General features: G+C 68.8%; 19 protein-coding genes. 9 read left to right on the top strand and 10 right to left on the bottom strand.

The annotated features are described in order from the left end of the window. Positions 1-34 precede the first annotated feature (34 nt). A complete protein-coding gene (locus LXT23_RS17140; RefSeq protein ID WP_253981235.1) occupies positions 35-1,465 on the top strand; it encodes a hypothetical protein in 1,431 nt (476 codons plus the stop codon). A 205-nt stretch (positions 1,466-1,670) separates the two neighbouring features. After that, complete coding sequence (locus LXT23_RS17135; protein ID WP_253981234.1) at positions 1,671-2,495, top strand: TolB family protein; 825 nt, start codon at positions 1,671-1,673, stop codon at positions 2,493-2,495. Between the two features lie 198 nt (positions 2,496-2,693). Here LXT23_RS17135 and LXT23_RS17130 read toward each other — a convergent pair whose 3' ends face one another. The 4 genes from LXT23_RS17130 to hemG form a co-directional block, all read right to left on the bottom strand. Continuing rightward, positions 2,694-3,500 (bottom strand): LytR/AlgR family response regulator transcription factor, encoded by an 807-nt coding sequence (locus LXT23_RS17130; RefSeq protein WP_253981233.1) that lies wholly within the window; start codon positions 3,498-3,500, stop codon positions 2,694-2,696. Beyond that, a complete protein-coding gene (locus tag LXT23_RS17125) occupies positions 3,497-4,552 on the bottom strand; it encodes a sensor histidine kinase (RefSeq protein WP_253981232.1) in 1,056 nt (351 codons plus the stop codon). Before LXT23_RS17125 ends, LXT23_RS17130 begins: the two co-directional genes overlap by 4 nt. Before the next feature lie 28 nt (positions 4,553-4,580). After that, on the bottom strand, positions 4,581-4,706 hold the full coding sequence (locus LXT23_RS49700) for a hypothetical protein (protein WP_256560825.1): 126 nt from the start codon (positions 4,704-4,706) through the stop codon (positions 4,581-4,583). Between the two features lie 112 nt (positions 4,707-4,818). Beyond that, complete coding sequence (gene hemG, locus LXT23_RS17120; RefSeq protein ID WP_253981231.1) at positions 4,819-6,204, bottom strand: protoporphyrinogen oxidase; 1,386 nt, start codon at positions 6,202-6,204, stop codon at positions 4,819-4,821. Positions 6,205-6,362: 158 nt separating this feature from the next. Here hemG and LXT23_RS17115 point away from each other — a divergent pair, with 158 nt between their 5' ends. Next, positions 6,363-7,052 (top strand): SDR family oxidoreductase, encoded by a 690-nt coding sequence (locus tag LXT23_RS17115; protein WP_253981230.1) that lies wholly within the window; start codon positions 6,363-6,365, stop codon positions 7,050-7,052. 12 nt (positions 7,053-7,064) lie between these two features. Here the strand turns inward: LXT23_RS17115 and pdxH are convergent, their stop codons facing one another. After that, positions 7,065-7,649, bottom strand: a complete 585-nt coding sequence (gene pdxH, locus LXT23_RS17110; RefSeq protein ID WP_253981229.1) for a pyridoxamine 5'-phosphate oxidase — start codon at positions 7,647-7,649, stop codon at positions 7,065-7,067. A 77-nt stretch (positions 7,650-7,726) separates the two neighbouring features. On the opposite strand from pdxH, the gene glgA reads away from it, so the two are divergent. The 3 genes from glgA to LXT23_RS17095 are packed head-to-tail and all read left to right on the top strand — an operon-like array spanning position 7,727 to position 10,598. Continuing rightward, positions 7,727-9,160 carry a glycogen synthase GlgA gene (gene glgA, locus LXT23_RS17105; protein ID WP_253981228.1) on the top strand — a complete coding sequence of 478 codons (1,434 nt, stop codon included), beginning with the start codon at positions 7,727-7,729 and terminating at the stop codon, positions 9,158-9,160. Between the two features lie 35 nt (positions 9,161-9,195). Further along, a complete protein-coding gene (locus LXT23_RS17100; protein ID WP_253981227.1) occupies positions 9,196-10,113 on the top strand; it encodes a serine/threonine protein kinase in 918 nt (305 codons plus the stop codon). Next, the gene (locus LXT23_RS17095; protein WP_253981226.1) at positions 10,113-10,598 is read left to right on the top strand and encodes a DUF4424 domain-containing protein; all 486 of its coding nucleotides are present in this window, start codon (positions 10,113-10,115) and stop codon (positions 10,596-10,598) included. The genes LXT23_RS17100 and LXT23_RS17095 overlap by 1 nt, the downstream gene beginning before the upstream one ends. A gap of 4 nt (positions 10,599-10,602) precedes the next feature. On the opposite strand, the gene LXT23_RS17090 is transcribed toward LXT23_RS17095, so the two are convergent. Next, entirely contained in the window at positions 10,603-12,000 is a 1,398-nt protein-coding gene (locus LXT23_RS17090) for a hemolysin family protein (RefSeq protein ID WP_253981225.1), read from the bottom strand. 54 nt (positions 12,001-12,054) lie between these two features. On the opposite strand from LXT23_RS17090, the gene LXT23_RS17085 reads away from it, so the two are divergent. Together LXT23_RS17085 and LXT23_RS17080 are read left to right on the top strand one after the other, a co-directional pair. Continuing rightward, complete coding sequence (locus LXT23_RS17085) at positions 12,055-12,834, top strand: pilus assembly protein N-terminal domain-containing protein (protein WP_253981224.1); 780 nt, start codon at positions 12,055-12,057, stop codon at positions 12,832-12,834. 69 nt (positions 12,835-12,903) lie between these two features. After that, positions 12,904-13,911 (top strand): hypothetical protein, encoded by a 1,008-nt coding sequence (locus LXT23_RS17080; protein WP_253981223.1) that lies wholly within the window; start codon positions 12,904-12,906, stop codon positions 13,909-13,911. Positions 13,912-14,569: 658 nt separating this feature from the next. Here LXT23_RS17080 and LXT23_RS17075 read toward each other — a convergent pair. From LXT23_RS17075 to LXT23_RS17065, 3 genes are all read right to left on the bottom strand, one after another. Continuing rightward, on the bottom strand, positions 14,570-15,445 hold the full coding sequence (locus LXT23_RS17075) for a hypothetical protein (RefSeq protein ID WP_253981222.1): 876 nt from the start codon (positions 15,443-15,445) through the stop codon (positions 14,570-14,572). A gap of 248 nt (positions 15,446-15,693) precedes the next feature. Next, positions 15,694-17,925, bottom strand: a complete 2,232-nt coding sequence (locus LXT23_RS17070; protein WP_253981221.1) for a S8 family peptidase — start codon at positions 17,923-17,925, stop codon at positions 15,694-15,696. A gap of 15 nt (positions 17,926-17,940) precedes the next feature. Further along, a complete protein-coding gene (locus tag LXT23_RS17065; protein ID WP_253981220.1) occupies positions 17,941-19,077 on the bottom strand; it encodes an AAA family ATPase in 1,137 nt (378 codons plus the stop codon). A 215-nt stretch (positions 19,078-19,292) separates the two neighbouring features. Between LXT23_RS17065 and LXT23_RS17060 the strand changes: the two genes are divergently transcribed. After that, positions 19,293-19,667 (top strand): hypothetical protein, encoded by a 375-nt coding sequence (locus LXT23_RS17060; RefSeq protein WP_253981219.1) that lies wholly within the window; start codon positions 19,293-19,295, stop codon positions 19,665-19,667. Positions 19,668-19,682: 15 nt separating this feature from the next. Here the strand turns inward: LXT23_RS17060 and LXT23_RS17055 are convergent, their stop codons facing one another. Further along, the gene (locus tag LXT23_RS17055) at positions 19,683-20,561 is read right to left on the bottom strand and encodes a hypothetical protein (protein WP_253981218.1); all 879 of its coding nucleotides are present in this window, start codon (positions 20,559-20,561) and stop codon (positions 19,683-19,685) included. Positions 20,562-20,765 lie beyond the last annotated feature (204 nt).

Raw genomic sequence — 20,765 nt, 5'->3', positions numbered from 1 at the left:
GTGCCCCCGCCACGTCCCGCCTCCGGCCCCGCCCATGGTCCGACCCGTCCGACTGCTGCCCCTGCTCCTCCTGAGTGCCCTCTGCGCCTGCACCACGCTGCGCGGGCAGGCCGATGCCCTGGCCCGCCAGGGGCAGTACGTGGAGGCCGCCGCCCTCTACGATGACCTCATCCGGAAGAGTCCCCACGAGCCGGAGCTCGTCACCGTCCGGGATGACCTGCGGTGGAGGGCGCTGGAGCAGCTGCTGGGCAACGCCCGGCGCTTCCGGCTGGAGGGGCACGACGAGAAGGCGGAAGACGACCTCTTGCGCTTCCTCCAGCAGCGCACCGAGTGGAACGCCCGGCTGAACGGCGCCCTGGAGAGCTCGCTCCTGGAGGAGATGGAGGGGACGCACCAGCACGTGCGGCGGCTCATCGGCGTCCCCGCGCAGCAGGGGCTGGCGCTGACGGCGCAGCAGTCCCTCATCCGCAAGCGGCCGCTGCTGGCCTACCGGGAGATGGCCGTCATCCAGCGGGAGATGGAGTCCGTGGTGCTCCAGGCCGGCAAGGACGCCTGCCAGCGGCTGCGGTCCACCACCTCCGACGACACCGTCCACTGGAAGGAGCTGGTGTTCCGCTACTGCGGCCACTGGGGCGAGTACGCCCCGAGGCCGCCCCCCGCCCCGGAGCTCCATGGCCCGCCCGGCTTCCAGGCCGAAATGGAGGGGCTGAACGCCGCCCAGCTGGCACGCATGCAGGACCGGCTCACGGCGGCCTTCGAGGCCTCACCCTGGTTCTCCCCGGGCGCGCCGGCCCGCCCGGAGTTCTCCCTGAAGGGCCACTTCTCCACCGAGCGCGACAGCACCTCCGTCCAGCTCACCGCGCCCTATACCGAGAGCATCCCGTACACCGACCACGAGGAGCGCAAGGAGACCATCGAGGAGCCCTACACCGAGGAGGAGGAGTACACCGACAGCGAGGGCAAGAAGAGGACGCGCACCGTCACCAAGACGCGCACCTACACCCGCACCTACACGGTGCCCGTCACCAAGTACCGCGAGGAGTCGAGGACCTTCGAGTACCACGCCCTGCGCCTGTCGGTGGCCCACCGCGTCTCCCTGTCGGCCTCCGGCGTGCTGGACGCGGGGCGGGGCCCCGTCGTCTCCGTGCTGCAGGACCAGGCCTCCGAGTCCGCCTACGAGCACGACGTCACCTTCTCCGCGGGCAACGTGTCCCCCCAGCGCGCGTCCTTCACCCCGCCCCACGCCTGGCTCGACGGGAGGGTGGACGCGCTGGCGGCGCTCTTCTCCCGGCGGCTCGGCGAGCACTGGCGGGAGGCCTGGTGCTCGGGGCCCATGCCCACCCTGGAGGACGCGGCCCGGTGTGCCCGCTCCGGCGCCACGCTTCCCACTCCTGCGTACCGTGCGCTCTCAGAGGTCCTCGGGGAGGACGCGGCCCGGGTGCCCTCCCTCTTCGCGGCACCGTGACGCAGCGCACACCACGCGTTGGGTAGGTGCCGGTGTCATGACCGACCGTGTGGATTGTTCAGGAAATCTGACGTGAAATGTCAGGGGGAGCGGGCATAACGACACTGTCAAGCCCGCCCTCCAGTAGGGCATTGCCCACCCAGAGGACCTTATGCATCCAACCGATGTCCGAAGTCGTTCCAACCGAAGGACCCTCGCGATGTGGATGGTTTCATCTCTGGCGCTCGCGGGTTGCGGCGAGGCAGGGACGGAGGCCACCGCGTCCGAGGCGCTGAGTGCCGCGCGGACGCAGGCGCTGGAGACGTCCGAAGAGGGCATCGCCACCGAGCGGCGCATCATCGTCTACCCGTCGGCGATGGAGACGCCCGAAGAGGGCGTGGCCACCGAGCGGCGCATCATCGTCTACCAGCTGTCGGCGTCGACGTCGCTGTACATGGTCGACACGAAGGGGACCACGAGGCTGCTGGCGCTGCGCGCCGGCACGCCGGTGGTGTCTCCGGACGGCCGCAAGGTGGCGTACGCGAAGCTGCCGGACACGTGGGTGGTGGGCAGCCCGGTGCAGTCCGCGGAGCTGCACGTCGTCGATACGCGCAACGGCGTGAAGGACCGGCTGACGAGCGGCTATGACGACACCGAGCCGGTGTGGACGCCGGACGCGCGCAGCCTGTTGTTCCAGTCGACGCAGCGCACCCAGGGGGTGCCGGCGCTCTGGAAGGTCCGTGAGAACGGCAGCGGACTGCAGCAGGTGACCAACGCGAACTGCTCGCCGGCCGAGGCGGCCTTCATCCCCAACCCGGCCTCGAACACCACCGTGCAGTGGGGGCCGAACCAGCGCCGCATCATCGTCTACAGCACCACCGCCGAGACGAACGGCGACGTGCGCGTCATCGACTTCGACGGGCTGCTCAACGTGGAGAACGCCTACAGCCTGGGCCAGGGCTACGGGCCGAAGTGGACGGACCAGAACACCGTCGTCTACTCGCGCAAGGAAGGCTCGCAGGTCGTCCAGGTCGAAGTGAGCGTGGACTGAGTCCACGGGTTCTTGAAGTCACAGGCGTCGTCGCAGGGCAGTGAAGCGGTGGAGTGAAGCAGGAGTGGCCGCAGGCGGGCCGGCGCGGAAGCAGCGGAGCGCAGGCGCCCGAGGGGAGGGGCAACGGAGGCCCTCCCACGCCGCGGCCCGGCTTCACCCTCCACCGGAAGGTGGTTTCCTCCCCGCGCCGGCGAGGCTTCAGCCCTCGTCCTCGGCGCCCCGGCGCAGGCCGAGCATCCGCCGCAGCTCTCGTGCGGACTGGCGGCTCACCTCCACGGTGTGGCCCCGCAGGGTGCGCGCCAGGTAGCCGCCCGTCTCCAGCGGCTCCAGCCGGGCGACGTGGGAGAGGTTGAGCAGCGCGCGGCGGTGGACGCGGTGGAAGCGCTCCGCGGGCAGCTTCTCCGCCAGCTCGTTGAGGGTGAAGTCGGTGAGGAAGTCGCCCTGGCCGGTGAACACCGTCACCAGCTCGTCCTCCAGCGCCGCGTGCGAAATCGTCTCGGGGTCCACCAGGACGATGCCCTGGCGCGTGGGGATGGGCAGCCGCCCCAGGCCCTTCGGAGCCGAGGCCACCGCGGGCCGCTCGGCGCCCGTCGCCAGGGGCTCTCTCGGAGCGTCCTTCGCGGCCACCGTGGTCTCCGTCCCCAGGCGGGCGCGGGCGCGCTCCAGGGCCTTCTGCAGCCGCGCGGGCTCCACGGGCTTGAGGACGTAGTCCACGGCGCCGTGGTTGAAGGCCTCCACGGCGTGCTCGGCGTGGGCGGTGCAGAGCACGACGCGCGGGCGCCCCTCCGGCAGCAGCGCCAGGGCATCCAGGCCGCTCAAGCCCGGCATGTGGATGTCCAGCAGCACCACGTCCACGCCGCCGGCGCGCACGGCGGTGAGCACGGCCTCGCCGTCGGCGGCCTCGCCGCACACCTCCACGTCGGGGAGCGCGGCCAGCAGGCGCGACAGGCGCTTTCGGGCGAGCAGCTCGTCATCGGCGATGAGGACACGCAGGGGCGGGCTCACGTGAGGACTCCAGGCAGGGGGCCCGAGCGGGGCAGGGTGACGGTGACGCGGGTGCGGCCTTCATGGCTGGCGAGCGACAGCCGGGCCCGGCCGCCATAGGCCAGCGCCAGGCGGCGCTCCACGGTGGGCAGGCCGGCGCTGCCCTCGCGGGGGCCCTTGGAGGCGCCGGGGTTCTCGATGGCCACCTCCACCTCGCCCTCGCGCACGGAGACGTCCAGTGACAGGCGCCCGCGGTGGCCGGCGGCGGGGCCGTGCTTCACGGCGTTCTCCGCCAGCGGCAGCAGCACCAGCGGCGGGACGTGGACGTCGCCCGTGTCGGAAGGAACGTTCATTCCGAGCTGGAACAGCTCCGGGTCCCTCAGGAGGTGCAGGTCGAAGAGGGTGCGCATCAGCTCCAGCTCCTGGGCCAGGGGCCAGGTGGCGCTGCGCACGCCGGCGAGCACGGAGCGGAGCATGGTGGACAGCCGCAGCACGGCGGCCTCGGCCACGGCGCCGTCCTCGCGGCACCACTCGGCGATGGCGTTGAGCGTGTTGAAGAGGAAGTGCGGGTCCAGGTGGCTGCGCAGGGCGAGCAGCTGGGCCTGCTCGGCCTCCAGGGCGAAGCGGGCGGCGCGGGCGCGCTCCTTGGTGAGGCTCTCCTCGAAGCCGATGTCGCGGCCCAGGCCCCAGCCGCCCACCAGGAAGAGGGCGCCGCAGATGGCCAGGTTGATGCGCTGCGTGAGGAAGGTGGGCCCCATGCCCAAGAGCTGCGGCACCACGAAGCCGGAGGTGAGCACCACGCCGCAGCCCACGGTGGCGTAGAGGAGCAGGCGGATGCCGCCGTGGCTCAGGTCCAACCCCTCCGGGAAGAGGACGCGGTAGGACACCGGCGCCACGGCCACGAACAGCAGGCACATCAGCACGCCCAGGTAGACGGCGAGCGGCTCCCGGCTGAAGCGCGCCTGGGCCACCACCAACGGGGCCGCCACCAGGAGGATGGGCAGCAGCCGCCTGGGCTCGACGAGGGCCCGCAGGGTGGCGCGGACGATGGAGGCTTCCGGAGACTCCGACATGCTCCAGCGGAAGCCTACACCGCCCCGCTCAGGACTGCCCGGGGGCCTCCTCCAGCTCGGCCTCTGTGGCGTCGAGCAGGATGCTCCCGATGAGGACGACGGGGAAGAGGAGGATGGCGGCGAGGACGAGGACGGGGGTAGGGAGGGTGAGCATGGTGGGCTCCGGACTCCGGGAAGCATGCCTGTGCAGTCTGACGTGCTTTCCCTGGCTTCGCTGACGCCCCCGGCCCGAGCGGTCGCTACCGGACAACGAAGGGTCGCCCGGCCTATGTCGCGGCCAGCGCGTCCCCCAGCTGCGCCCCGTTGCGGATGCAGTCGTTGAGGCCCACACCTTTATATGCGTTCCCGGTGAGGTGCAGCCCGGGCCAGCGCTGGAGCGCCGCGTCGATGGCGGCCATCCGCTCCAGGTGCCCCACGTTGTACTGGGGAATGCCCAGCGGCCAGCGGATGACCTCCCGGAAGGACGGGGTGGCCGTCACCCCGGCCAGCGCCCTCAGCTCGTCGCGGGCCAGCGCCACCAGCGCGTCCTCGTCCAGCTTCACCAGCTCCGGCTGACGCGCCCCGCCCACCATGCACGTGTAGAGGATGCGGCCGCCCTCCGCGCGGAAGGGGAACACCGTGGATGCGTGGATGGCGCCCAGGAGCCGCCGCTTCTCCCCGGAGGGCACCAGGAAGCCGAAGCCGTCCGGCGCCGGCGTCGTGCCCGGCTCGAAGCCCAGCTGCACCACGGCGACGGGCGCGTAGGCAATCTCCCCCACCTTGTCGGCCAGCGGCGCATCCAGCGGGCGCAGCAGCGCCACCGCCACGTGCGCGGGCACCGCGAGCACCACCTGGCTCGCGGCCAGCTCCGCGCTCCGGCCGTGCTCGTGCACCTGGAGCTTCCAGCCGCCCTCCACCCGGGCCAGTCCCTCCAGCCGCGCGCCCGTGTGCGCGGCGTCTCCCAGGGACGTGGCCAGCGCGTCGATGAGCGTCTGCAGGCCCCCGTCGAACGTGCTCAGCGCGCCGCTCAGCTTCGGCGGTGCGGACGTGTCACCCGCGGGCAGGGCCTTCTGCTGCGCCTTCTGGGCCTTCTGCGCGCGGATGGCGCCGAGGATGAGGCTGCGGTGCTCGCGCTCCAGCTTCACCAGGGGCGGGAAGGTGGCCGCCACGCTGAGCCGCTCCACGTCGCCCGCGAAGATGCCCGTCTGCACCGCGTCCAGCAGCACCTCCGTCGCCCGGCGTCCCAGGTGCCGGCGGCCGAACTGCGCGAGCGACTCGTCCACGCCTTGGGGCGCGCGGCCGGTGAACAGCTCCCCCAGGACGCGCAGCCGCGCGCCGAGCGGGAGGATGTCCGACGTGAGGAACGCGGGCGGCGACGCCGGCACCGACCGGAGTCTGCCCTGCGTGTAGACATAGCGACGCTTCGCCGCCGGGTCCGCCACGCGGATGCGCCCTTCGACGCTCAGCGCCTTCGCCAGCTCGCGCGTGGCCGGCTCGCGGTCCAGGAAGCTGTTGGGGCCCTGCTCCACCAGGTACCCGCCCCGCACACGCGTGCCCACCGCGCCCCCGAGCCGTGCCGAGGCCTCCAGGAGCACCACATCCCTACCGCGCGACCGCAACCGGTGAGCCACCACCAGTCCGGAAATCCCACCTCCCACGACGGCGACCGTCATTTCCTGTTCCTTCGCGAAGACTGCATTCAACCGCCACGGTGCAATCCTCTCATGAGAGCAATGTATTCGCTGACCACCGTGCATTCCCCTCCCATACCCGCCACTCGTCAACAGCCGCCTTTTGCCAGCAGGGTTCATTCGGCGCGTTAATGCACCTCATGCGCTACGTCATCACTGGTGCCAGCAGAGGGATTGGTCTCGAGTTCGTCCAGCAGCTTCTCCGGCGCGGAGACACCGTGGAGGCAGGGGTCCGCTCTCCCGAGGGCGCGCGCCGGCTGGAGCCGCTCGCGCGCGAGTCGGGCAACCGCCTGCGCATCCACGCGCTCGACGTGGAGAGCGACGCGAGCATCCGCTCCTTCGCCGCGGATGTCTGTGCTTCACCGGTGGATGTGCTCATCAACAACGCGGGTGTCATCGGCCTCTGGTGCGCACTGACGGACGTGGACTACGCGGACATGGCGCGTACCTTCGCCATCAACGCCCTGGGGCCCCTGCGCGTCACCAGCGCGCTGTTGCCCGCCCTCCGCCGGGGCGCCGTGCGCAAGGTGGCGCACGTGTCCTCGAACATGGGCTCCGTCACCAACAACACCGACGGTGGGGCGTACGCGTACCGCATGTCCAAGGCCGCGCTGAACATGGGCGTGCGCACCCTCGCCAATGACTTGCGCGCGGAGGGCTTCGTCACCGTGGCGCTGCACCCCGGCTGGGTGCAGACGGACATGGGCGGCCCGCAGGCGACGCTGCCGGCGCCGGAGTCCGTGCGCGGCCTGCTGCGGCTCATCGACGGGATGGGGCCGGAGCACAGCGGCCGGTTCTTCGACTACCAGGGCGCGGAGCTGCCCTGGTAGGAGGCTGCCGCGCTACGGGTACAGCATCTGCGTGCGCCAGCCGTCGCCCTCGCGCAGGTAGACGTGCCGGTCATGGAGCCGGCTGGGGCGCGAGTGCCAGAACTCGATGCGCTCGGGCACCACGCGGAAGCCGGACCAGTGCGGCGGGCGGGGCACGGCGGCGCCATGGTAGCGCTGCTCCACCTCCGCCACCCGCGCGTCCAACTCCTCGCGCGTGGGCAAAGGGCGGCTCTGGAGGCTGGCCCATGCGCCCACCTGGCTGCCGCGCGCGCGGCTCTGGAAGTACGCGTCCGCTTCCTCCTCGGACACGCGCTCCACGCGCCCCTCCACCCGCACCTGCTCCTCCAGCGGCTGCCAGAAGAAGCACAGCGCCGCGTACGGGTGGGCCAGCAATTCGCGGCCCTTGCGGCTCTCGTAGTTGGTGAAGAAGACGAAGCCGCGCGCGTCGAAGTCCTTCAGCAGCACCACGCGTGCGCTGGGGCGTCCGTCCTCTCCCACGGTGGCCACCACCATGGCGTTGGGGTCCACGGGAATTGCCTGCTTCGCCCGCTCGAAGTGGGCCGCGAAGCGCTGGATGGGGTCCGGAGGAATCTGCACGCGCGCAACATATGGGACGGACGTCCCAGGCGCACGTTCGCGGTTGACTCGCCCGTGCCACACGTCAATGTGGGCGCATGAAGATTCTCTTCATCTCCTCGGAGGTGGCCCCGTTCTCCAAGACGGGGGGCCTGGGAGACGTGGCCGGGGCGCTGCCCGCCGCGCTCGCCTCGCTGGGCCATGACGTCAAGGTCGTCACCCCGCGCTACCGCGGCCTTCGCGACGCGGCGCGGCTCACCCCCACCGGCCAGTCCCTCGTGGTGCGCTTCCCGTCCGGCGAGGCCTCCGGCCCCATCCTCTCCGCGCGCCTGTCCGACAACCTGGAAGTCCTCTTCCTGGAGAACGCGTTCTTCTACGGCAACCGCGACGGCCTCTACGGTGACGGCGCGGGCGAGTTCGGCGACAACCCCCGGCGCTTCGCCTACCTGTCCGTGGGCGCGCTCCAGGCGGCGCAGCGGCTCGGCTTCGTGCCGGACATCGTCCACGCCAACGACTGGCAGACGGGCCTGGTGCCCGTGGCGCTCCAGCGCGCCTTCCGCGCCACCGCGCTGGGCCGCGCGAAGAGCGTCTTCACCATCCACAACCTCGCCTACCAGGGGCAGTTCCCCAAGGACACCATGGGGGACCTGGGCCTGCCGTGGGACTTGTTCACCGCCGAGGGCGGCCTGGAGTTCTACGACGCGGTCAACTTCCTCAAGGGCGGGCTCGTCTTCTCCGACGCGCTCACCACCGTGTCCCCCACCTACGCCCGGGAAATCCAGACGGCGGAGCAGGGCTACGGGCTGGACGGCCTCTTGCGCCGCCGCGCCCACCGGCTGCACGGCATCCTCAACGGCATCGACGCGCACGAGTGGGACCCTCAGACAGATTCCTTCCTCCCGGCGCGCTACGGCCCGCGGAGCCTGGAGGGCAAGGCCGTGTGCAAGCGCGATTTGCTGGCGCGCTTCGGGCTGCCCCCCGGGGACGCGCCGGTGTTCGCCATCGTCAGCCGGCTGGCGTGGCAGAAGGGCATGGACCTGCTGCTGGACGTGCTGCCCACCGCGCTCCAGGCGGACATCCGCTTCGTCGGCGTGGGCAGCGGCGAGCGCCACCTGGAGGAGGGGCTGGCCGCCCTGCAGGCCCGCTTCCCGGAGCAGGTCTCCATTCGCGTCGGGTTCGACCCCGGGCTCTCCCACCAGGTGGAGGCCGGGGCGGACTTCTTCCTCATGCCCAGCCGCTACGAGCCCTGCGGGCTGAATCAGATGTACTCGCTGCGCTACGGCACGGTGCCCATCGTCCGGGCCACGGGCGGGCTGGCGGACACGGTGGAGGGGGGCCTGGACGGCAACGGCATCCTCTTCGAGGCCTTCCACCCGGCCGCCCTGCTGGGCGCCATCCGCCGGGCCCTGGCCCTCTACGCGGACGCCCCCCGGCTGGACGAGTTCCGCCGCCGGGGCATGGACAAGGACTTCTCGTGGACCGTCTCCGCCCGCCGCTACGAGAGCCTCTTCCGCGAGCTCCTTGCGGAATAATGGGTGCGGACGGAAATTCGCAGTAGGATTGAGACGTGGCGGAAGCTCCGGACCTGGGCGGTTATGAGGTGGTCGGCCGGTTGGCAGTCGGCGGCATGGCCGAGGTGTACCAGGCGCGCGCCCGGGCCACGACGCAGCGCTCTCCGGGGGAGCCCGAAGAGGTCGTCATCAAGCGGCTGCACCCGTCGTTCCGCGCCGACACGGCCTATGTGAAGGCCTTCGTCGACGAGGCGAAGCTGACGGTGCGCCTGCGCCACCCGAACATCGTCCGCACCTTCCGCCTGTTCAAGGCGGGGGCGGACTACCTGATGGTGCAGGAGCTCGTGAGTGGCCGGACGCTCGGCTACATGCAGGAGCTGCTGCTCAAGGCCGGCGCGGCGATGCCGCCCGAGTCCGCCTGCTACATCGCCTGGTGCCTGCTCAAGGCGCTGGACTACATCCACCGGGCGAAGGTGGGGGAGAACGGCGCCACCATCGTCCACCGCGACGTGAACCCGGCCAACATCCTGCTGGGCATCAACGGCGACGTGAAGCTGACGGACTTCGGCGTGGCGGAGGTGGAGGGGCTGATGCGCGGCGACGCGGGCGCGCTGCGCGGCACGCTGCCGTACATGAGCCCGGAGCAGGTGCTGGGGCAGCCGGTGGACGCGCGCTCGGACCTGTTCTCGGTGGGCGTCATCCTCTGGGAGCTGTGGGCCAGCCGGCGCCTGCACACGGGCGACAGCGAGGCGGACCTGATGCACCGGGTGCGCGACGCGCGGGTGCCGCTGCTGTCCACGGTGACGCCGGACCTGCCGGACTACGCGGTGCAGGTGGCGCGCAAGGCGCTCTTCGCGGACCGGGCGCGGCGCTTCCAGACGGCGGCGGAGTTCATCAAGGCGCTGGAGGCGCTGGCGCGCCGCTCGGGCTGGCCCCTGACGGTGGAGGCGCTCCAGCCTCTGCTGGGCGGCTGATGCGCTCGCGGCGGGCCGTGCTGGCGCTGCTGGCGGGCGGCGTCCTGTCGGGGTGTCTGGGCGCGGTGCCCTTCCGGCCCCGGGCCTACGACGCGGCGGTGCGCGTGGAGGCGGTGGCCGTGGACTTCCGGCCGGACGGCTCCGGCGTGCTCGACCTGGCGCTGGAGGTGGGCAACCCCGCCTCGGACGCGGCCTCGGTGTCCTCGGTGGACTTCGAGCTGTGGGTGGACGGGCGGCGCGTGGCGTCGGGCGCGCAGCAGGTGGCAGTGGCGCTGGCGGAGGAGGGGCGCATCCCGCTGCGGGTGCTCTTCCCGCTGGCCAGCGAGCCCATCACCGCGGGCACGGAGCCGGTGGCGCGCGCGGTGCGCGTGCGGGGCGGGGTGGTGCTGCGCTTCGGCGGCACGGAGCGGCGCGCCCCGTTCCAGGACGAGCGCGTGCTGCGCCTGGCCTACGTGCCGCCGCTGTCCGGGCCGGACGGGGACTGAAGGCTCAGGACGTTCCGCTCTTGGCGGCGGCCTCCGGGCGCGGCTCCCGGGGCGTGGGCTCCTTGCCGTCGCGCGGCAGGCCGTCCTTCGGCTCCTTGCCGTCCTTCCCGTCCTTGGACGTGCTGGCCTTCAGGCGCGTCATCCGCACCCGGTCGATGCGGGGGCCTTCCTTGGAGGCCACCACGAACTGCCAGCCGGTGTAGGTGAAGCGCTCGCCCACGTCCGGCAGGTGGCCGGCGAGCGACGAGAGGAAGCCGCCCAGCGTGTCGAAGTCGCCCTCGGGCAGGGGGAAGCCGAAGGCCTGGGTGAAGGCGTCCACCTCGAGCGCGGCGTCCACCAGGAAGCTGCCGTCGGCCAGCTTCTCCACCTGCTTCTCCTCCACCTCGAACTCGTCGCCGATGTCGCCGACGATTTCGCGGAGGATGTCCTCCAGCGTGACGACGCCCATGAAGCCGCCGTACTCGTCCACGACGATGGCCATGTGAATCTTGCGCTTCTGCATGTCCCGGAGGAGGTCGCCGATGGGCTTCATCCACGGCACGAAGTGCGCGGGGCGGATGATGTCCTGCAGGACGATGAGCTCCGGGTGCTGGAGCAGGGGGATGATGTCGCGCGCGTGCAGCACGCCGATGATGTGGTCCACGTCGTCGCGGTAGACGGGGATGCGCGAGTGGTTCTCCTCGGCGAGCAGCCGCAGCAGCTCCTCGGACGTGATGGTGATGTCCACCGTCACCACCTCCGTGCGCGGCACCATGACGTCGCGGCAGCGCTTGTCGGACAGCTCGAAGATGGAGCGGATGAGCTGCGGGGCGCTCTTGTCCACCTCGTTCTTCGCGGCCTGTGCGGCCAGGAGCTTCTCCAGCTCCTCCAGCGGCGGAGGCGGGGGCTCGAAGCGCAGCGTGCGGCCGAAGGTGCGCGCCACCAGGTTGAGCACCCCCAGCGTCAGCCGCATGGGCGGGTAGAGCAGGAGCACCAGCATCGACACCAGGCCGGACAGCCGCATGGCCCAGCGCTCCGGGTTGGCGTTGGCCAGGCCGCGCATGGTGACTTCCATGAGGCTGGCGAGCACGCCCACGAAGAGGGCGCCCGCGGCCACGGTGGCCACCGGCAGCCAGGCGGCCTCGCCGTAGCGAGTCATATCCAGCATGCGCGGCGGCACGAAGGCGCCGATGGCGGCGGCGAGGAAGCCGCTGAGCAGGGTGCCCAGCCTCAGCGCGGTGGCGGTGGCCTCGCGGTTCGTCTTGTGGCGCAGCACCCGCCGGCTGGCCGCGCCGGGCTGGGTCTCCGCCAGCTCCTGGGCGCGCAGGTCCGAGGTGCCGTAGAGCGCGGATTCCGCCGCGGCGACCATGGCCCGCACGAAGCACAGCACCAGGCAGGCGACCCAGAGGGTCCAGGTAGGCATAGAGGCACTCTCTTATCCCGTGCTAGGGGTGTGTTCCACTCCGCCGGAGCCCTGATGCCCGCTCGAATGTATTCCGTTGGAGCATTCCTGGCCTTCCTCGTTCCGGCGGTGGCCGGCGCGTGGCCGGTGGACCTGTCCGTCTCGCTGGAGCCCGGCAAGGAGCGCTTCCACAAGCTGGCCACCGTCGACTGGGTGGAGGTGGAGGACGCGGCCGTGGCCACCGCCGAGCTGCTCCCGGGAACGAACGAAGTGTTGCTCACCGGGCACTCGACGGGGCGCACGCACCTGCTGCTGTATGCCGAGGGGCGCTTCGCCGTCTGGCGGCTCACCGTGGGGACGCCGCCGCCCGAGGACGTCCCGGCCCGGCTGGCCGCCGCGCGCAAGGCGTGTCCCGACTTGAAGGCGACGGAGGGTGAGGAGCGCTCGCTGTCCGCCACGGTGAAGAACGCGGGCTGCCGGGCGGCGCTGCTGGAGCTGCTGCGCACGGACGCGTACGTGGCGCGCGAGCTGGAGCTGACGTTCGACGTGCCGGTGCTGCAGGAGCAGCTCGCCTCGGTGGGCGCCGGGCTGCAGCCCCTGGGGCTGGAGGCGCGCTACAGCGGCGCGGGCGTGGTGCTGACGGGCTCCGCCACGCCGGAGGTGCACCGCCGCGCGCTGTGGGAGCTGTTCCGCCGCTCCGTGGGGCGGGTGCCGCTGGAGGACCGGGTGGAGGTGAAGGCCCCCGAGTCCCCTCCGGACGCGGGCACGGCGGACGCGGGCACGGCCGTGAAGCCGGAGCCGGTGATTCCGGTGGAGGTGTTGCCCCAGCAGCCGAAGCGGAAGGGCAAGCGCTGAGCGTCGTCCGACGTCTGTGCGCGTGGGCGTCTTGTTGTATGACGGCGGCCTCTTCGACGGGAGGAGCCGATGATGTCCGGAGGCTGGCTGGGTTCGCGGGCGCTGGTGCTGGGGGTGGCGCTGCTCGCGCCCCTGGGAGTGCTCGCGCAGGATGATGGGGAGGCCGTGAGCTTCCCGCCCCTGGAGACGGAGCCGGAGCGCGGCTGTCCGACGAAGAAGCTGGAGCTGGTGCCCTTCACCGCGCGCGCCGCGGTGGGGCTGTCCGGTGGCGGGTGGCTGGTCCACCAGGCCGTCATCCCCGGCGCGAAGGACACCTTCTTCCCGGGCACCGAGGCGGAGCGCTCCGGCGTGAAGCTGGTGCCGCCGGAAGAGGCGCGCAAGCTGGGCGCGCCGGACCCCACGGTGCCGCTGTGGGTCTTCGGCAAGGCGGACTCGGCGCCCTGCCGCGCCCTGCCGACGACGTGGTGGGCGGCGCGGATGGGCACGCCCGAGGAGCGCCAGACGTACCTGCTGGCCGAGCTGCAGGTGGAGTGCGACTTGCTGCCTCCGGGGCGCCTGTCCGGCACGCCCGTGGCGGTGCGGCAGAAGGACGCGCCCACGGGGTGCAAGCTGCGCCGCGCCAACGACAACGACGAAGGCAAGGCCGGCGCGGGACTGCCGCTGGAGCTGGTGGACTTCGTGCCGGACAAGGACTGCGAGGCGCCCGAGTGCGTGCGCCTCTGGGAGCGCTTCAGCGCCCGGTGGGACGACGACAGCGCGGTGCACGACCTCACGGTGTCGTGGATGGAGCGGGGTGGGAAGAAGGACCCGTGTGACTGGAAGACGGAGGACCTGCCCCTGCTGCTGCTGCGTCCGCCCGGGGCGCTGGCGCCCTTTCCGCTGAAGGGTGGCGGCTCGTTCTTCGGCGGGCTGTACGACAGCGGCGGGCTGCGCACGGTGCTCAGCCGCCACCTGGGCGTGCTGTATGCCCATGACGCCGCGAAGCCGAAGGCGGCGCCGAAGTCCGTGCGCTACGCCACGCCCACCGAGGAGGACCTGGTGACGGCGAAGCGCACGCTGTCTCCCTGCAAGCGCTGAGGCGGGATAGATGTCCCACGCTCATCGGGCCAGCATGGAGCAGCGGATCGAGGCTCTGTTGACGCCACCCGGTCATATCTGTGTCAGGGATGCGCTTCGGGGCGGGTACGAGTCCCGTACACTAGAGCTACAGCGCCTGCTTGCACTGCCGCTCGATGTGCTCCAGTTCCTCACGCAGGCTTAGTGCAAGGACGTTGCTTACGAGTGGAGGGAGAAGCCCTGCCTGCTTATGTCAGCCCGGTTCAACTTAGCGCCACGTTGGCGCGCACTACAGCGACACTCTCGACAGACTCAGGGGCTAGGGTGGATCTAGAGCCGAGTCTTCACAGTAGCTAGGGCACGAGCGCCTGCCTGCTCGTTTGCACACAAAGTAGGCACGAGGGCCGCCCTTGCGTTTCAGGACGACCGGCCGTGGCTACTGAGGTCGTTCACTAGGTGTGAACGGATTCCTCACTACGAGGAGATGGCTGCTTCTCGCTGGTCGACCGCTGTTTACCCGCTGAGCGACGAGCACGCTCAGCAAGCAAAGTCACTGCTTGGTCCACTGACAGCTCTGTAAGGGCCTTCTCATCGAAGTCGATGACCTGTGTGCTTCTGCCTTTCCGCGTCGACTTCAGGCGAAGGCTGAACATGTGAGCACCTATCTTTCCACCGGAGCCTACCATAGCGCCGCGCCGATATAACCAGCGAGGAGCAAACTCTCAACAATGGGCCCCAGAACAGGGTCGGTATCGACCTGCACACCATCGAGCATGGCTGCTAAGTTCTTATCGACGACATCGATGTTGATTACCCCAACTACTGAGCTCTTTCTTCCCGGTATAGAAGCCTTCTTGATCATGGGGACGCTGAGGACCCAATGCACATGGGATGTGCTCTTGAGCTGAGACTCGGACATTCCCCACGGTGACTTGAATCGCCACCATCCGCGCAAGTGCTCGCCTGCACGGCTGCGCCCTTGGGCCACTGGGCGCCTCAGCCGCATCGCCTCGCCTGCGACGCCTTGTCCGCTGAAAAGCGTCAGGTCCACATCTTCGTGGTAGTCCTCGAAACCCGACTGATGGACGAACTCGAAGTCCTTCCTGAGCCAAAGCCCTCGAATAGTCCTGCGAGGTACCATCACTGTTACCCGGGCAAAACTCTTCGCTACGGGCGTATCTTTGGCCTGCGCAGCGTAGGCCTTCTTGAAGGCCTCGAAAATTGGTGCGAGTTGAACACCTAGGACCGTCTTTCGCACCTCGACGATCTCTAGCGTCGGCAACTGAACCTCAACAACTTGATAGATGAAGTTGAGGAGCACCCCCAGCACAAGGATCTCAAGCTGGACGCTGAGTTTGCAAGTCGCCGGCCCCCCCAGTGCGAGCGTGCAGATGGAGGGGACCTCTTGGCGCAGCAGATCGAAGGCTCCCTCCAACTGGATCGTGGCGGCTATTGCTCCAGGGACAATAACGAGGAGGTTGTTGAGGACGATGCGCGCCCATTTCGCCATATGTGAACCGAGAGGTGCGCAGGCCCGGATTGGCAGGCGCAGCATGTAGCGACTAGAGAATCAGTCTAGCCAGAGCGATGCAGTTAGATCCTACGGCGCTCGGGCCAAACTCGTGACCCAAGAAGTGCGCCAGCCTAGGGGCGCGATGAAGGGGGCACAGAGCGCAAGGTCAGCCCCCATTGAGCCTCAACACTGAGCGAAGACTCTGTGTTTACACAAGGCCTCGCTCCATTGATGAAACCAGCACGCCCGCTCAGGGCCAAGCCATCGCGGAACGTGCATGGTCTGTACTGTTAACCTCGTGGCAGAGGGACTTGGACACTGAGTGGTACGAGCGGCCGGAGCTGCGTGCGGTAATGCTGCAGGATGCGGTTGTAGAGGTCCGGCATCCCGGGGCAGCGAACCGTCACTACGAGCGCATAAGGGACGTTAGTCGCCCCCTTGCTGGGGGCTCCTCCTTCTCGGGCGTTGTAATGCACCTCGAAGTAGGGCTCGACCAGGTCCGCCTCGTTAAAGCGCCGCTGCGCATGGCGAGTCGTCTCCCATTTATGCGCGTTGCGCAGGTCCTGCTCAGTGGCATAGGCCTTCTTGGCAGTGAAGAAGGAGTCTGCCTCTGCGACAGGCCTCTTGGCTTTGGGGTTAGCCAACTTCTTCGAATTCGGGCGGAAGGTGATGTCGAGGCCAGCGCGCGTGTACGCCAGCGGATCCTCTGGGTCCGTCGGTGACGCGAAACAAAACGTGGCGGTGATCTCGACCTTTTCACCCTTAATTCCGCCGGGCGGGATCGGGATGGGCATACGCATGTAGCTCCCGGGCACAAAAATTCCCTGGTAGAGAATACGGGCCTCGCCCGAGCCGCATACAAGCAACTCATTCGGGTCCTGAGGGAAACGCCCCCAGCCAACTTCAGTTACCGGCTGTCGACCGCGCTCCGTCCCATGCACCATTAGCGTACGCAGGGCGAGAGAATGAAGGACCGGCCCGAGTTCGGCCCGCATCATCAACGCAGTCCGCATGGCGTTCGGTGCCGAGATGCTCGTTCCGTATACGCCGCGCAGCTTGCCGTGCGGGTCTGCCAACGCGAAGAAAGGCGTTTTGTCGGTGCCTCCGAACGCCACGCCGTCCGGCTTCATGCGACTACGTCCAGTCCCGTAGGAACTGTAGCCAGCCCGTCGCCATGCCTTCTTCATCGAGTCACACGCGCCTACGACCAAGGCATTGACAGAATCCGCAGGCGACTGAACACGCTCCATCCCGCTGTCGGCCGGGTGATGGCCACCGTTGCCAGACGCAACGGTCACGAACGTATCTCCTGTGGCTAGGTGCTGGTCGAGGATGGCGGTCCAAGGGTGGACTTCGTCATCCACCACAGGTAATGCGGCGCCTATGCTCAAGTTGACGAAGCTGTGAGAGCGGCGGTTCAGGAAGTTCTGCACCCGCCCGAGCACTCGGTAGTAGTTGCGGCTATGGTCCTTTTCGTCGCGCGCGTCCACCACTTGGAAATGGTCCACAGAAGCAGGGGGCGGAGGGGGCGTCTTACCGGGCTCGATTGGCCCGAACAGAAGAGCGGAGGTCACCTGGAGGCCGTGGGCGAGTTGATCGACGGTTGGCTTCACCACGTTGCCGATGCTGTGACTGGTGACCCACGGGCTGAGTACGGAATTGGGCGGCACTCCGCCATCGAGCACAGCTACGCGGAGCGCTTGGCTGGCGGCGGTTGCCGCCGGTAATACGGCCGTGGCGGTCGGCTCAGACTTGAGCACCTTGGTCGAATCCGGCCAGAAGGCGCGCAGCACGGGCAATGGGCGGATAACGCGCAGGAAACTGAAGGCTGCGATGCGTTCGACAAGTTCACGAGGGGCGTCCAGGGCTATGAAAGTCAACCCTCCCACCTGAATTCGCTCCTGCAACTTGTCGTTGATTCCCAGGCTGCGGAGATAGCGGTGGAACCCCTCAAGAATGAATCCCCCGGTTACCGCGTCTGCATGCAGAACAACTTCGATCGCCATGTGGCCCGAGTGCTGTTCAGTGAATCCGCGCAGCTTGTCTTCCACATGGGGCAGGCGCACGTCTTCCAGTCGCACAAGTTGGTCGAACCGGCCGCCCTCAGTCCAGCGAGGTAGCTCTTTAGCCCAGCGGCGGAATACATCGCGCTCTCCCGCTACGAAGAGTTCGGAGGTAACAGTTGGCCTGCTAGCTCCTTTGGTGATCGCAGGCGTGATCGTTCGAGGTCGGCTGCCGACCATGTCCAGTTGCAATTCCTTGAGGAGGCCCCCGGGGAAGTAGCTCTTGGCGATGAATGCCGGGTGCAAGGTCAACAACGCGACCGCGCGATCTTCTGGGAAGAGGGCATCCGGCGCCTGCTCCAACGCGGAGGACAACTGTGCAACGCGCGGGCTTAGTCGCGCGCGCGCCGGCAGGAACTTGTACGGTGTCCACTTCTCCCCGGGGTTTCGGAGTGGAGGAAGGATGCGGGTTACGAGCCGCTCGCCCTCGCCAATTAAGAAGTTCTTCATGTCCGCCATGTCATCTTCCCCCTTTTAGTGCGACTGTTTACCCTGCCGACGCTGCGCGCTCCGGATAGTCCCGCGGCTCGTACCAGTCAGCTTGGAAGCGGTGCGCTGGGAAACGCCCGCCTGCACCAGCGTCGCGCTCAAGCTCTTCCGCGCTTTTTTATCAAGCTGGCCTGTCCGCTCCTGCATTAGAGCAAGCAGTGCCTCCTGCACGGGCGACCCATGAACTAGTGCATTGCGCACGGCTCGCTGGAAGTCGCGCGCAATGAGCGCGTGGCTCTGCCCTCGAAACAGCAGAGCAAGAGCGGGCGCAATCTGTCCAACATCCACTTCGGGGCGACGAGCGAGCAGGTCGGCAACAAGCTCGCGCACAGTATCGTCGTCCGGTAGAGGGAAGTCGATCACTCGCTCGAATCGTCGCCACACCGCCGGATCAAGCAAGTCCGGGTGGTTCGTGGCGCCAATGAGTAGACCTGAGACGGGCCACTCGTCGATTTCCTGGAGGAGCACCGTAACGAGTCGCTTGAGTTCGCCCACCTCACCACCGTCATCTCGACGCTTAGCGATTGCATCCAGTTCGTCCAGCAACAGAACGCACTCGACGCCCTTCGCGTAGTCGAGCACGTTACGCACGTTGTTGCCGGTGCGGCCGAGATAGCTGCTCATTACTGCTGAGAGGTCCAACGTAAGCAGTGGCCAGCCAAGCTGGGCTGCCATCCAACGTGCTGCCAGGGTCTTACCAACTCCCGGCGGTCCGGTGAATAGTACCGAGCGCGTCGGAGCAATACCGCCCCGGAGAAGTTCCTCCGTGCGCCGCCGCTCAAGCACTACTTGGCTCAGTTCGCCTTTTATCGGCGGAGACCATTTCGGCTCCAAATCAAGGGAGGGCCACTCTTCCTTCAAGAGGCTCATCCTCGATTCAATGTCCACAGGCACTGCGGCCATGGTCGCACTGCGCAGCGCTCCTTGACCGGCGTTGGACGGCTGCGAGACCGCCAGGAGGTCCTGCAGCTTCGCTGCTCTTTCTGGATCGGTCCGCCCGAGGGTGCGCACGAGCTTCTGGACGTACACCGCTAGGTCGTCGCGTCGCCCGGCAAGGCCGAGCCGGGCTACATGGAACAGATGGTCAATGCTGTCGATTTTTTGGTCCGCCATGGTGTCCATATAGTTCCTAGGGCTGACAGCCACTTGCGGCACTAGGTGGGACATTTTGTACGACGAACCCAGAAATTAGTCCATCCTGAGTTCGCCTTGGAGCGAGAACGTGCCCTAGGCCTCAACACCTTCTGCCCCATGTCGACGGCGCTAGACCGGTGGTCCACTGCGATGGCGCATTTCCAGCGGGGTGGAGTGTTCGCTCACTAGTCGCGGCTCCTCATGTGGGGTGCGCGCACGCTCATGGCAGACCCGCCGGGCTGCTGCGCCAGTGTGGGCACCTTGAGCACCTACCGCCGAATGATCCGCCTCACCGCCTCGGGAAGAAGGACCCGTGTGGCTGGAAGACGGAGGACCTGTCCCTGCTGCTGCGTCCGCCGGGAGCGCTGGCGCCCTTCCCGCGGAAGGGCGGTGGCTCGTTCTTCGGCGGTCTGTACGACAGCGGCGGGCTGCGCACGGTGCTCAGCCGCCACCTGGGCGTGCTGTATGCCCATGACGCGGCGAAGTCGAAGGTGGCGCCGAAGTCCGTGCGCTACGCCACGCCCATCGAGGAGGACCTGGCGACGGCGAAGCGCACGCTGTCCCCCTGCAAGCGCTGAGGCGGGACGGGCGCGTCACTTCCGCGCGGCGGGCCCGGCCGCGATACCGTCGAGGGCGCGCAGCATTTCCGAGACGACCCTGCGCGCGGCCTTGGGCTCCATCGAGAGCTGGAGCGTCAGGTCCAGCTCTTCGTGCTGCTGGGCCGCCGTCGCCGCCAGCCTCTGGACCGGCCCTTCCAGCTCGGGCGAGGTCCAGGTGCGCGCGCCGTTCCAGTCTCCCGCGAGCTGCGACAGCGGGCAGTTCCGAAGCTCGAGGGCCAGCCGTGACTCATGGGACCTCGGCAGGAGTATCTGGCACTGCCCGGGCAGGGACTCGCCGAGCTTCCTCAGTTGGATGCGCTGGGCCCGGTCGAAGAAGCGGGGCGGCTCGAGTGCGGCGTAGAGGTGCGTTCCCGGGAGGACGTACAGAGCCAAGAGCGCATCCATGAGTCGGGGGCGCTGGGGCATGACGTAGGTGGCCTTCGCGAAGTCCGCCCACTCCTGCAGCAGCACCTGATACCGCTGGGCGGGGGCCCTATCGTTGCTCGCCAGGATTCCTTGCTGGGCCCGGGTGAGCAGGCCCGCCTTGCGCGCTGTCTCGAAGACGGATGGGAGCGGGTAGACCAGCGGGCCCTTCTGTCTGGGGTCGAAGCAGAGCAGGGCCAGCACGCCCTTCTGTGGCGAGTCCACATGAACTCCCTCTTTCGCGCCGACGCGGGTCGCTGCCACCAGTGCGCTGATGCGCAGTCCGAAAGTGCCCACGGGGGTGACGACGTCCAGCGTGGAGTCGACGGCTCGGTACACGTAGTCCCGGATCTCCTGCGCATCCCTCGCCGGGATGACGAGCCACGCCGCGAAGGGCGCGTCGCTGGGTAGCTCACGCGGAAGCGACTCGGTGATCTCGAAGGACGTCACGGTCTCCCCAGGGGGCTTCGACGGAGACGTCTGTCGGAGCTGCCTGGGCAGCGAGTGGGTGGCTGGCGTGTCCAGGCACGACATCGCGGGTGGCGCGGCCAGGGCCTCGGAGGATGCCGAGAGGAACAGTCCGAGGGCTGCGATGACGCCCGTGTGCGGTCGATGTGCTCCAGGTCCAGGCCCCATCGGGACAACATTGAGCCG

The sequence above is a fragment of the Pyxidicoccus xibeiensis genome (assembly GCF_024198175.1).
GTDB lineage: Bacteria > Myxococcota > Myxococcia > Myxococcales > Myxococcaceae > Myxococcus > Myxococcus xibeiensis.
The sequence above is the reverse complement of the archived record's forward strand: the minus strand, read 5'-3'. Positions and strand labels throughout refer to the sequence as shown.